The organism is Collinsella sp. LCP21S3_C7, from assembly GCF_052118485.1.
Lineage (GTDB): Bacteria > Actinomycetota > Coriobacteriia > Coriobacteriales > Coriobacteriaceae > Collinsella.
This window is the reverse complement of the sequence record NZ_JBQKHC010000004.1, coordinates 1-12,767: the sequence shown is the minus strand read 5'-3', so window position 1 is coordinate 12,767 and position 12,767 is coordinate 1. Positions and strand designations below refer to the sequence as shown.

Below are 12,767 nucleotides of genomic sequence, written 5' to 3'. Positions count from 1 at the left end.
ATAACAATCGGTAAGGATGCCGGCAGATAACAGTTGGAATGCTGCCAAGTGCTATGATAGACAGGTTATTTTGTCTATCTAGGAGGCTTTGCCTGATGGAGATCACCAAGGATATCCGCTACATTGGCGTCGACGACCACGACATTGACCTGTTCGAGGGCCAGTACGATGTGTCCGAGAACGGTATGGCATACAACAGCTACGTTATCTTGGGCGATAAAATCGCTGTCGCCGATTCGGTCGACGGTGGTTTTGTCGACGAGTGGCTCGGCAACCTCGAGGCCGCGCTCGATGGCCGTACGCCCGACTACCTGGTCATCCATCATATGGAGCCTGATCACTCCGCCGGTATCGCCGCCTTTATGGAGCGCTATCCCCAGGCGCAGATTGTGGCCAGCATGGGTGCTTTCCGCATGATGGTCAACTACTTTGGCACCGACTTCCCCGAGCGCAAAATGGTTGTCAAAGAGGGCGATGTGCTCGACCTGGGCGGCCACAGCCTGACCTTTATCGGCGCCCCCAATGTTCACTGGCCCGAGGTGCTCTTCTCCTATGAGGCCACCGACAAGGTGCTCTTTAGCGCCGACGGCTTTGGCAAGTTTGGCGCCAACGACATCGAGGATCCCGAGGGCTGGGCTTGCGAGGCTCGCCGCTACTACTTTGGCATCGTCGGTAAGTTCGGCAAGTTTGTGCAGGCCGTGCTCAAAAAGGCTGCCGATCTGGATATTCAGATCATCTGCCCGCTCCACGGTCCTGTCCTTACCGAGAATCTGGGCTATTACCTCGACACCTACAACACCTGGTCGAGCTATCAGCCCGAGGACGAGGGCATCACGATTGCCTATGCGAGTGTGTATGGACATCTGAAGGCTGCCGTCGAGGAGCTCGCCGCAGCGCTCGAGGCTCGCGGCCAGAAGGTTTCCGTCTTTGACCTGGCTCGCGACGACATGGCCGAGGCCGTTGAGGATGCGTTCCGCTATGACCGCCTGGTGCTCGCCTCCATCACCTATCAGGGCGAGATCTTCCCGTTCATGAGCACCTTTATCCACACGCTCGCCGAGCATGCCTACCAGAACCGCACCGTGGCGCTCGTCGAGGCCGGTTCCTGGACGCCCGCCGCTGCCAAGGTTATGACCAAGGAGCTCGAGGGCATGAAGGACATCACCCTGGCGCAGAACAAGGTGACCGTGCTGGGATCGCTCAACGACACATCGCGCGCCCAGATCGAGGCCCTCGCCGACGAGCTTTCCAAGTAGCGATATTTCGCTTTTAACGGGCAAAACCACCACAAAGGGACAGGCCCTTTGTGGTGGTTTTTGTTTAAGCGCCGGCGATGATGAGGGCTGGACGTGCGCTGTCGGCGGCCTCGGCGATTGAGGTGGCGACGGCGGCGTCGGGGTCGCTGTCCATCACGATGATGTCGACGTCGGCAAGCTCGGCAAAACGGTACATGCCGCGTCCGTTGACCTTACTGGCATCCATGAGGGCGACGCTTTGACGGGCGGCACCGACCATAGCCGCTTTGGTCTCGGCCATCTGCGGAAAGTCGGTCGTAAAGCCGCAGCCGGGAACAAAAGCGCCAGGACACATGACGGCAAGGTCGGCGTGGACCATTTGGAGCGCCTGCATGGTAAGTGGGCCGTACAGATAGCGATGACCTTTGCGCAGTGCCCCGCCCAGCATGACGACATCGACCGAGGGCATGCTCTCGTCAATATAATCGGCGATGGTAATGTCGGCCGTGATAACGGTGATGCCGTCGCGCTGATCGAGGAGCCGGACGAATTCGAGCGCCGTGGTGCCCGAGTCGACGAGCAGCGTGTCGCCGTCATTAACGAGCTCGATGGCGCTTTGCGCGATGGCCTGCTTGGCGGCGACGTTGACATTGATGCGGCGATCTTGCGTGGAGACGGTCAGGCGTTTGTGGAGCGATACGGCACCACCATGTGTGCGACGCAGCTTGCCTGCTTCGGCGAGCGCGTCCAGGTCGGCGCGGGCGGTGACGGAGGACACGCCAAAGGTCTGGGCGATTTCTGCTACCTGCACCGAGGCGTTATGCTCGAGTATTTCCATAATGGCGGTACGGCGCTCGTCAGCAAAAGCACGGTTGGTAGCTTGGGCCATGTTTGCTCCATTCTCGGCTAAATTTGCAGGAATTGTGTTGACTCTATTTTCGTTCATTTTCTTTTTGAGTAAGAAAACACCTTTCGATTACTTATCTTTTCTATAAAAGAAAGACGCTAAACGCTCAAAAATCAATATCGAACACGCCCACTCGGTTCCGATTCCTTCCGTTTACTTTTCAAAAACGACTGTATTGGCCTGCATGGACTCAATATCTCGCACGTGCAAAGCCGCTGAATTTCATACAATGAGCGCAGTAAAACGCAAGGTAAAACGCCTTGTGAACAACTACGCCCGATGTCCAGATGCGGGCGAGGGAGAGGAGCAAACGCTCATGGCACTTGTTACCACCGAAAAGATGCTCAAGGACGCTCAGGCCGGCCACTACGCCGTCGGCGCGTTCAACGTCGAGAACCTCGAGTTTGTTATGGCCGTTCTGGCCGCTGCCGAGGAGACCAAGTCCCCCGTCATCATGCAGACCACCCCGGGCACCATCAAGACCGCTGGTCTGGACTACTTCTACGGCATGGTGAAGGCCGCTGCCGAGCGCGCTTCCGTGCCCGTCGCTCTGCACCTCGATCACGGCGATGGCTATGACCGCTGCATGCAGGCTTTCCGCACGGGCTACACCTCCGTCATGATCGACGGCTCGCACGAGTCCTTTGAGGACAACATTGCCCTGACCAAGTCCGTCGCCGACGCTGGCCGCGCCATGGGCGTGCCCGTCGAGGCCGAGCTCGGCAAGGTTGGCGGCAAGGAGGACGACGGTCCCGCGGTTGAGGGCGAGAGCCCCTACACCGATCCTGCCGAGGCCAAGGAGTTCGTCGAGCGCACCGGCTGCACCTCGCTGGCCATTGGCGTTGGCACCAGCCACGGCGTGTACACGAGCGATCCGCACATCGAGCAGTCCGTGGTCAAGGCCATCCGCGACGCCGTCGACGTGCCGCTGGTTCTGCACGGCACTTCCGGTGTGCCCGATGAGCAGGTTGCCGAGGCTGTGAAGAACGGCATCTGCAAGGTTAACTACGCTACCGAGCTGCGTCAGGCCTACACCAAGGGCTTCATGGCCTACATGGCCGAGAACCCCGCCTGCTTCGATCCCAAGAAGCCGGCCAAGGAGGGCATGCGTGAGATCACCGAGCTGGTTAAGATCCGCATGACCAACCTCAACTCTGTGGGCAAAGCAGAGTAACAGCAAGGGTACTCTGATCCCACCGGGCCGTCCGGAAACGGAAAAGGGCCTATCTCTCAGAACGTCCTCGGACATGTCGGAAGCCCCGCTGCGCGCTACGCGCTGCGGGGCTTCCTCCGTCCTGCGGAATGTTCTGAGAGATAGGCCTTTTTCCGTTTCCAGACGGCCCTGCTCAATCGCCCTTGTGGCGTTGGGGCGGAAATTGGTGGGGCGTTAGGGCTTCTTTGTTGATGGGGGGTTAGTATGCCCGGGCTTGGTTGGGGAATGACTTGTTTAGGGATGCTTGGAGCTTATCGAAGGATATTCGCAAGTTGAGATTCTGATCGGTTGAGCGTTTGGCTTTTGTGGTGGGGGAGTCGAGGAGGCCGTTTCTCTGTGTCGGGGGGAAGGAGAAAAGGTCTGCATGTTTTAGGGATGGCTGCTGTGCTGCGTCATTGGAAGAATGCATGCTTATGCGGCCTCCTCGATGTCCACCAAAAGGTTGCGCACGGGGTGTGCTGCTAGGTCCCGTTCGTTGGCAGTATTATGCCGCGGCTGCTGCAAAGAAGCACTAAAGAAAGGCTTAATCAGGTTTGATATAACAATGAAACCGCAGGTCAAAGGTATCGAATAACACTCTTGAAAGGTTTTGAGCTTAAGGGCTTTCTAAGGTTTGTGGCGCGGACGTGCGGAGCGTGTGAATGATCGCTGTTAGCGCTGCGGTGCGGCGGCGCGTACCTGTTCGATGACCTTTTCCATGGTGGCGTCGATGCGGTCTTTCTTGAGCTCACATTCCCAGACGGTGATGGGCGTCCAGCCCATTTGGGTAAGCGCGTCGATGGCGGCTCGGTCGCGCTCGACGTTGCGGTGAAACTTTGCCTCCCAAAACTCAACATTGCGCTTGGGCTGGCTCGGATTGCACTTAGGGCAGCGATGCCAAAAGCAGCCGTTGACGAAAATGGCGATCTTGCGCCCGGGAAAGGCGATGTCGGGCTTGCCGGGTACCTTCCATTCCAGACGGTATCCCGTAAGGCCCGCTGCCCGCAGGCGCTGGCGAACGAGCAGCTCGGGTTTGGTGTTGGCGCGCTTGTTGCCCTTCATGGACTTTTTTATAGCGGCGCGACGGCGCACCAGTTCGCGCTCGTCAGCGGAGAGGTCCGAGGTATCGATGCCGTCGAGCAGACCTGGCTTGGGACGCTTTTTGCTGCGGCGCTTAGGTGCGCGCTTGGGTTTGGTGGCGGGTTTGTCGGCCGTGTTGGGCGTGGCGTCATCGGCGGCGCCGTTGGCCTCAAGCCGATCTTCCTTCAACTCAATCAGAGCATCGATAAGCCCTTTGTCGGCGGGCATCCATTCCACCGTAGCAAGCGAGGTGCGCGGAATCCAGCGGATATCGAGCTGGCGGTCGTGCTTCTGGGGCTCATCGGATTCATCGGCGAGCGAGCAGTAGTAGCACTCCATGGAGAGATGAAAATCGGGGTAGTCATACTCAACGGTGTAAAAATCGCTCAGGTTGGTGACTTTTACCTGCAGCTCTTCCATGAGCTCGCGGCGTACGGCGTCCTCGGGCGTCTCGCCGCGCATGAGCTTGCCGCCGGGAAACTCCCAAAGTCCCCGCATGTCGCCATAGCCGCGCTGCACGGCAAGCAGCTCATCGGATCCTTCCTTGCGAATGATCCCAGCGGCAACATGAACAGTCTTCAACAGGAGTCCTCTCTCAACATCGACACATGACAAGGCAGCTCGTTTGGGTAGTCTTTTTGGGACGGGGCTTTTTTAGCTGCCCTATGTCAAATGCGGCCTCATGCTTCGAAGGCTACGGATAGGGTAGCTAAAAAAGCCCCGTCCCAAAAAGACTACCCCTACCTTACGCAACGGTAAGGCAAGCGTAAGCGATATCGATGGTAGCCGACTCGGCTTCTTGCGACTATAGATGCCGTAGACTAATCGCAAGAAAGGACTCGGTATGCAAACCACGCACATGGCGACCCCGGTACTGGAAGTCGTGCATCTCGAAAAGGTATACGGAGCGCTGGGCAACGTGACCCGCGCGCTCAACGACGTCAGCTTTACCGTCAACCGCGGCGAATTCGTTGGCATCATGGGCGCTTCGGGCTCGGGCAAGTCGACGTTGCTCAACTGCGTGTCGACCATCGATAGTGCCACAAGTGGCACGATCCGCATCAACGGCCAGGACGTGACGCGCATGAAGCAGGCTAAGCTTTCGCAGTTCCGCCGCGAGGAGCTCGGCTTTATCTTCCAGGACTCCAACCTGCTCGATACGCTCACGGCACGCGAGAACATCGCCCTGCCGCTCACCATCGCCCGCACAAGCTCGGCAGAGATCTCGACCCGCGTGCAGGATGTGGCAGCGCGCCTGTCCATCAGTCAGGTGCTCGACAAGTATCCCTACCAGATGTCCGGCGGTCAGCAGCAGCGCGTTGCCGCGGCTCGCGCGCTCGTCACCGACCCCACCATGATCATGGCCGACGAGCCCACCGGCGCCCTCGATTCCAAGAGCGCTCGCCTGCTGCTCGAGAGCCTGGAGGCCCTTAACCGCCGCCTGCGCGCCACCGTGCTCATGGTCACGCACGACAGCTTTGCCGCCAGCTACACGAGCCGTGTGCTGTTTATTCGCGACGGCAAGATCTTCACCGAGCTGCGCCGCGGAGACACCGACCGCCGCGAGTTCTTCGACCGCATTATGGAGGTCGTTGCCATGATGGGCGGTGAGGGCTCCGATGCTCTGTAAACTCGCTTGGGGCAACGTCCGCCGCGCCGGCCGCGACTACCTCGTCTACCTTTTGACGCTCACCCTGGGCGTCACGGTCTTCTATGCCTTTAATACCATCTCGATGCAGGTCGACATCGCCGGAATCGATGAAGAGGGCTTGGCGCAGGTTATGGGCAGCATGCTCGGCTACCTGACGTACTTTTTGGCCGGTGTCATGGCCTTTTTGATGGTGTATGCCAATAACTTCATCATGAAACGCCGCAAGAAGGAGTTTGGCCTGTACCAGGTGCTCGGTATGGGGCGCGGGCGCGTCGCCACGATCATGGCGCTTGAGACCGTGATAGTATCGGTTGTGGCCTTTGTCGCCGGCATTGTGCTGGGTGTGGGACTCTCCCAGCTCATGACGTTCTTTACGGCCTCGCTCTTTAAGACACAGATCGCCAATTTCCACTTCTTTTTCTCGGTGCATGCGTTCAACCTGACCCTTGCCTGCATGCTCGTAATGTTTGTGCTCACGCTACTGCTGAACTTTCGCGCCGTGCGTCGTACCAAACTCATCGAGCTTATGGGTGCCGAGCGTCGCAACGAGAGCATCAAGACACGCAACCCCTGGATCGCGATTGCCATCTTTGCCGTGGGCGTGGTGCTTGTGGGCGTGGCCTATTACCGTCTGCTACGTGATGGGTTCCCGCTAACCGCGACGGACAGCAAGCTGCAAGAGGCCATGAACCAGTTTGGCATTACGACCGCTATGGTTACCGTGGGCACCTTTGCCCTGTTCTGGGGACTCTCGGGCATGCTTATCAAGCTGCTGCAGAGCCTGCGCGGCGTGTATTGGCGCGGCCTCAACATGTTTATCGTGCGCCAGCTTGCGGCCAAGGTCAACACGGTGTGCTTTTCGATGGGCGTCATCGCGATGCTCCTGTTTTTGGCCATCACCTCGGTGACGTGCGGTATGTCGATTGCCAATGTGATGAACGAGAATCTGGAGCGCTATACGCCGGCCGATATGTCGCAGACGTATGTCTATTACACGCCCGATACGCTCGGCTACTACAAGGAGTACGTCAATCCGTCTGAGGCCGATCGCATGGTGCTGGCCGATACAACGGTCGATTTGTACCCCGCATGGCACGGTAAGGACAAGTCGGCGGACAACAACAACGAGACCGGCAAGAAGGTCAATATCGCCGATGTTGCCGGTGAGCATGTGCAGATCGATTCGTATCTAAGTTACCCGTTTGGCGGTTCGAGCCCTTCGGTGTCTGCGGGTGAGATGTGCAAGACCATGGGCGAAAAGCTTCCCAAGGCGTTCGGGGGTAGCAAGGCCGATGCGATGGGTCTGTTTGTGACGCCGGCGAGCCAGTACAACAAGCTGCGTCAGATGATGGGCGAGGAGCCGGTGAGCATTGGCCGCGACCAGTACTTGCTTACGTGTGATATGGGCGGTGAGCTGATCGACCTGTACACCAAGTATATGGCCGGCGGCCATGCCCTTACCTTGGGCGGGCATACGCTCAAGCCCGCAACCGATAAGTCGGACGAGGACACGGCGGCCATCGCCAACTCGGCGATGGGCAGTAATCCGGGTACCGTCGTCGTTGCCGACGAGCTGTTGTCCCAACTTAATCTGCAGCCGTATTCCAGTAGCCTGCTCGTTAACTACAAACAGGGGATGGATACGACCGAGGCAGACGAGAGCATTGAATACACTGTGCTCGACAATCTGCTCGTTGACGGCAAGGAGCCGGGATCGTGGGGAATCTTCATCACACGCTCCGAGATGTACGCGCAAGCAGCGCAGATGAACGGCATGATTAGCTACCTAGCCATCTACATCGGCTTTGTATTGGTCGTTGCATGCGCGGCGATTCTGTCGATCCAGCAACTCTCCAACGTGGCCGACGGCAGCCGCAGCTATCGTGTGCTGGCACAGATCGGCTGCGACGACCGCCAGATTCGCCATTCGGTGATGGCGCAGCAGGCGGTATTCTTCCTGTTCCCGCTGGCAGTGGGCCTGGCGCACTCCTTTGTGGCACTTAAGGTGATTATCGAGCTGGTGAGCATATTCGGAAATATGAGCATCGGCGGCACCGTGGGCCTCACCTGCGCGATCTTCCTGGCAGCGTACGGTGGCTACTTCCTGGTGACCTACCTCATGAGCACCGGAATGGTGCGAGCTGCCATAGCCACCCGCTACAGCGAGTAACTCATCCAGTTTGGAATCATTGTAGGTTGAGCATAAGTCAGCGAAAGCGCCCCTAAGCGAGTAAAGTGACGTGAAAGAGGAGGGAAGCGTACTTTTGTACGCGACCGACGACTGAACGTCAGATTGCTCGCTCAGGGGCGCTTGCAGCGTCGAGCCGTTATGCGGTTTGGTAAAACCGCGTAACCCTTCCTTCGCGGCGGTTATTTGCCTATCTGGTGCGTCTCGGATGCAAGTGAGTAGACTTATTTAGATATGCCGAGCACATCGCGACAAATGTTCAATAAAATCGCAGGTCAGAGCCGCGGCGTTTAGGGCTGTGCTCGACCTCCTGCAAAAAGTCTACTCACTTGGTCTTACTGCTAGAAGACCGCCGCAAGGGAAAGCAGCTCTCTTGCGGCGGATGGCGTTTGCCCAGATAAAACCTACCAAAATAAACCTGTCCCTTTTTGGCAGGTTAACGCTTCCAAAAGTGGAGGATGAGCGTGGTGCGGTTTTGCTGCTCGGTTTTGACCAGGATGTTGTGGATGTGGGTCTTGACGGTGCCCACGGCAAGGAATAGCTCGTCAGCAATCTCTTGGTTCGACTTGCCCAGCACAACCAGACGCAAAACCTCGGCCTCGCGGTTGGAGAGCCTGTAGGCGTTGCGATAGAAGGGCATTTGCTCTTCGATGTGTCGATCAAGATCGTTGACGTTCTTTTCCTCGGGCGCCTTCTCCATGCGAATTGAAAGCACGTGGTATGAGTAGATGATCAGCAGAATCGCAAAGTAGCACGCAAAGACGTTCTCGCTAAAGTTGCGCTCGGATAGATAAAGCTGCAGCCAAGAGGGTGCCAGACTCATGGGGATGACAAGGATGTTGTAGAAATCCTCGGCAACGATGCAACCGACCAGAATAGCGCCGATAATCAGGTGCTTTCGCTGGTTGTTAACGCGTGCCTTCAGCTCAACCTCCGTACTCTTATGAGCCGTCCAAAAGATATACAGTCCCACAAAGACAAGGAATACCTGACGCATCGTGTAGTAGAGCCACTGACGCATGGGGCCGGAGGGGACAGCGACGATAGTCAGCGACTCTAACAGTAAAAACATTAAGACGGGGATAGTGAACTGCTTTTTTGAATGCTTATCGAGCAAGTCCATGGCAATCAGCCAAATAAAAGCCTGTGAAATGGTCGCCACAAGGGTCCGAAACGCAGGCATGGTAATTGCGTAATAGTCGCTGGCCGGAAAAGTCTCGTTTTGCAACGTGTATTCAAAAAAGAAGATCTCGGTCATCTCGATGGCGTAGCAAATAAAAACGCCGCTGCCATAGATAAAGAAGCGTCGATGGGACGAGGCGTAGGCGGCAAGCGAAAGCACTGCCGTCACAATACAGATTACGAGTATCGCTAAGGTATAGAAGAACATGAGCGTGTCCATTTGTCACCGTCCTGCCTCATTTGAACTCTTATGGAGCCCGCTATATCCCACGGGTATACTTGTCTCAGCCGGTCGTTCCATTGCGGATTAGACGCCAGACATAGCATAGCCGTATACCGTTCGCGGTTCCAGACGGTAAACCCCCTGCAAGCCCGCTGCCTGCGGGTTTATATTGGTTTATAGAGGGTGTAACTCCGTGAACGGTCTTTAATCCCGAATAAACTAGGTAAAAATTGCACACGGGTGAATGATGGTCTTGTCAACACGAGGTGTGATGTACGAGCGCCTCACAGTAAATAAGTCGGCAAGACCGGCGGAAAGGAAATCGATATGGCACTGCCTAAGGATTTCATCGACACCAACGACTTCACCAAAGAGCAGATCCTGGCTATCGAGGATCTTGGCCTGGCAATGAAGAAGGCCATCAAGGTTGACGGTTATTATCCGCACCTGCTCCGCAACCAGAGCCTTGGCATGATCTTCCAGCAGGTCTCCACCCGCACCCGTCTCTCCTTCGAGACGGCCATGACCGACCTCGGCGGCCATGCTCAGTTCTATGGCCCTGGCACCATCCAGCTCGGCGGTCACGAGTCCCTGGGCGACACCGCTCGCGTTATGGGCTCGCTGCTCGACATCATGATGGCTCGCGTTGACCGTCACAAGGACGTCGTCGGCCTCGCCGAGGGCTCCGCTGTGCCCGTCATCAACGGCATGTCCGAGTTCAACCATCCCACGCAGGAGATGGGCGACCTCATGACCATGCTCGAGAACCTCCCCGAGGGCAAGAAGATCGAGGACTGCACCCTGGCCTTCATCGGCGATGCCACCCAGGTCTGCGTCTCCCTCATGTTCATCGCCTCCAAGGTCGGCATGAAGTTTGTCCAGTTTGGACCTAAGGGCCACCAGATCCCCGACGGCGGCCTGCACGTTGGCACCGCCGAGGAGCGCGCCGAGTTCGGCAAGCAGATGATGGCCATCGCCGAGGAGAACTGCAAGGTCTCCGGCGGTTCGGTTGTCATCTCTGACGACATCGAGTGCATCAAGGGCGCCGACTTCATCTACACCGACGTGTGGTATGGCCTGTACGACGAGGAGGTCTCGGGCGAGAACTACATGGACGTGTTCTATCCCAAGTATCAGGTCACCATGGACATGATGAACTTCGCCGGCCCCAACTCCAAGTTCATGCACTGCCTGCCGGCCACCCGTGGCGAGGAAGTCGTCGACGAGGTCATGGACGATCCCGAGCGCTCCCTGTGCTGGGTCGAGGCCGAGAACCGCAAGCACTCCATCCGTGCTCTCCTTGCCGCCCTGGGCAAGCGCACTCCGCTCAACGACGAGGGTGTCGAGTACTCCGCCAAGGCTGAGCTCCACGCCGCCCTCGAGGCTCTCGAGCAGCTCTAAGCCTCAAGGCTTCTAAAAGCATGTTTGCGGGCGGTGGATGCTCGTCTCCTGTCGCCCGCTCACCGAGGCCCAAGCAATTGCCTTAATACCTTAGGGCCTCGAATCTGTCCAAGACTGAGCAAAGGATTAAATATGAGTGACGGAAAGAAAAAGCTTTCCTTCCTGACGGTCATTTCGACCATCATCTGCGTCGTCTTCGTTTGCGAGGCCGCCGCTCCTGCTGCTGCCATTGGCAACCAGCAGTTCTTCTGGTGGATCTTCCTGATCCTGACCTTCCTGCTCCCTTACGGCATGGTCGTCGCCGAGCTCGGCACCACCTATGACGGCGAGGGCGGCATTTACGACTGGGTACGCGATGGCCTGGGCGACAAGTGGGGCGCCCGCATTTCGTACTACTACTGGGTCAACTACCCCCTGTGGATCGCCTCGCTGGCGACCATGTTCCCCGACATCCTGGGCATGGTCTTTGGCGTCGAGTTCAACCTGATCGCCAAGATGGGCATCGAGCTCGCCTTCGTGTGGATCGTCTACCTCATGGGCCGCTCCAAGGCGGCCGACTCCGAGTGGGTCCTCAACGGCGGCGCCCTGATCAAGGTCGCCGTTGCCGTCATCGTCGGCGCCCTGGGCATCTGGTATGCCATGGAGAACGGTTTCGCGAACGACATGTCCGCCGCCACCTTCCTGCCCGAGCTCACCAACACCAACGCCCTGGGCTACCTGTCCATCATCATCTTCAACTTCATGGGCTTCGAGGTTATCTGCACCATGACCGATGACATGGCCGATCCCGCTCGCGATATCCCCAAGGCTATCGTCGTCGGTGGCGTGGCTATTGCCGTCATCTACCTGTTCGCTGGCTTCGGCATCGGCGCCGCCATCCCGGCCGACTCCATCGACCCCGACTACGGCATGATCGTCGCGGTCCAGACCATGGTGGGCGATTCCGTGCTCTTCAAGGTCATCTGCATCGCCTTCCTGATCACCCTGTTCGCCAACATGGCCGCCTGGTCCTTCGGCGTCAACTCCGTCGCCCGCTACGCCGCCGAGCACGGCAACATGCCCAAGGTCTTCGCCTCGATGATCTCCGAGGACGACATGCCCAACGGCGCCAACCTGGTCAACGCCGTCGTCGCCTCCCTGGTCCTCTGCCTGCAGCTCGTTCCCGTCGACGCCATCTCCGACGGCGTCTTCTGGATGCTCTTCGGCACCTCCGTCGTCTTCCTGCTGCTCACCTACATCCCGATGTTCCCGGCGTTCCTCAACCTCCGCAAGAACGACCCCGACCGCGAGCGCATCTTCACGTTCCCGTTCAAGGGCGCGATGATGAAGGTCATGCTGGCCATCCCCTGCATCGAGCTGATCCTGGCCATCGTCGCGACGCTGGTGCCGTTCTCCGCCGCCGAGGTCGGCGAGAAGGTCCCGATGATCATCATCTTCATCGTGCTCGTGCTCATCGGCGAGGTCGTCCGCGTCGTCAGCGCCAAGGGCCGCGAGACCGAGTACAAGGGCCTCACCCCCGAGCTGGCCGCCCAGCGCCTCGCCGAGGAGGCCGAGGAGAACTAGGGCACCCGGTTCCGGGCACCCCGGCCTCCTCGGAGGCGTGCCCGGGCGACGGGTCCGCCAACCATTCCCCGGGGCGGGTGCAGGCGATAGCTCCGGCAGCCGCCGACCGCCCCGACCCCTCTCCCGTATCCCTCGTGCGTCCCGT

9 protein-coding genes are annotated in these 12,767 nt (G+C 58.3%); 6 read left to right on the top strand and 3 right to left on the bottom strand.

Annotated elements, in window-relative coordinates; genetic code table 11:
• Positions 1-95: 95 nt before the first annotated feature.
• Positions 96-1,256 carry an FprA family A-type flavoprotein gene (locus tag ACTQ1E_RS02870; RefSeq protein WP_427728570.1) on the top strand — a complete coding sequence of 387 codons (1,161 nt, stop codon included), beginning with the start codon at positions 96-98 and terminating at the stop codon, positions 1,254-1,256.
• A gap of 64 nt (positions 1,257-1,320) precedes the next feature.
• Here ACTQ1E_RS02870 and ACTQ1E_RS02865 read toward each other — a convergent pair whose 3' ends face one another.
• Complete coding sequence (locus ACTQ1E_RS02865; RefSeq protein ID WP_427728567.1) at positions 1,321-2,124, bottom strand: DeoR/GlpR family DNA-binding transcription regulator; 804 nt, start codon at positions 2,122-2,124, stop codon at positions 1,321-1,323.
• A gap of 334 nt (positions 2,125-2,458) precedes the next feature.
• Here ACTQ1E_RS02865 and ACTQ1E_RS02860 point away from each other — a divergent pair, with 334 nt between their 5' ends.
• Entirely contained in the window at positions 2,459-3,316 is an 858-nt protein-coding gene (locus ACTQ1E_RS02860; RefSeq protein WP_022095149.1) for a class II fructose-bisphosphate aldolase, read from the top strand.
• A gap of 690 nt (positions 3,317-4,006) precedes the next feature.
• On the opposite strand, the gene vsr is transcribed toward ACTQ1E_RS02860, so the two are convergent.
• The gene (vsr, locus tag ACTQ1E_RS02855) at positions 4,007-4,996 is read right to left on the bottom strand and encodes a DNA mismatch endonuclease Vsr (RefSeq protein WP_441564639.1); all 990 of its coding nucleotides are present in this window, start codon (positions 4,994-4,996) and stop codon (positions 4,007-4,009) included.
• A gap of 262 nt (positions 4,997-5,258) precedes the next feature.
• On the opposite strand from vsr, the gene ACTQ1E_RS02850 reads away from it, so the two are divergent.
• Positions 5,259-6,044 carry an ABC transporter ATP-binding protein gene (locus tag ACTQ1E_RS02850; RefSeq protein ID WP_427728561.1) on the top strand — a complete coding sequence of 262 codons (786 nt, stop codon included), beginning with the start codon at positions 5,259-5,261 and terminating at the stop codon, positions 6,042-6,044.
• Positions 6,034-8,235 carry an FtsX-like permease family protein gene (locus ACTQ1E_RS02845; protein WP_441564637.1) on the top strand — a complete coding sequence of 734 codons (2,202 nt, stop codon included), beginning with the start codon at positions 6,034-6,036 and terminating at the stop codon, positions 8,233-8,235. Before ACTQ1E_RS02850 ends, ACTQ1E_RS02845 begins: the two co-directional genes overlap by 11 nt.
• 454 nt (positions 8,236-8,689) lie before the next feature.
• On the opposite strand, the gene ACTQ1E_RS02840 is transcribed toward ACTQ1E_RS02845, so the two are convergent.
• Positions 8,690-9,655 carry a response regulator transcription factor gene (locus ACTQ1E_RS02840; protein WP_441016728.1) on the bottom strand — a complete coding sequence of 322 codons (966 nt, stop codon included), beginning with the start codon at positions 9,653-9,655 and terminating at the stop codon, positions 8,690-8,692.
• 330 nt (positions 9,656-9,985) lie between these two features.
• Between ACTQ1E_RS02840 and ptcA the strand changes: the two genes are divergently transcribed.
• Both ptcA and ACTQ1E_RS02830 read left to right on the top strand, forming a co-directional pair.
• Positions 9,986-11,059, top strand: coding sequence for a putrescine carbamoyltransferase (gene ptcA, locus ACTQ1E_RS02835; RefSeq protein ID WP_154514956.1), 1,074 nt, complete (start codon positions 9,986-9,988; stop codon positions 11,057-11,059).
• A gap of 132 nt (positions 11,060-11,191) precedes the next feature.
• Positions 11,192-12,622 carry an APC family permease gene (locus ACTQ1E_RS02830; protein WP_441564634.1) on the top strand — a complete coding sequence of 477 codons (1,431 nt, stop codon included), beginning with the start codon at positions 11,192-11,194 and terminating at the stop codon, positions 12,620-12,622.
• The last annotated feature ends 145 nt before the right edge of the window (positions 12,623-12,767 follow it).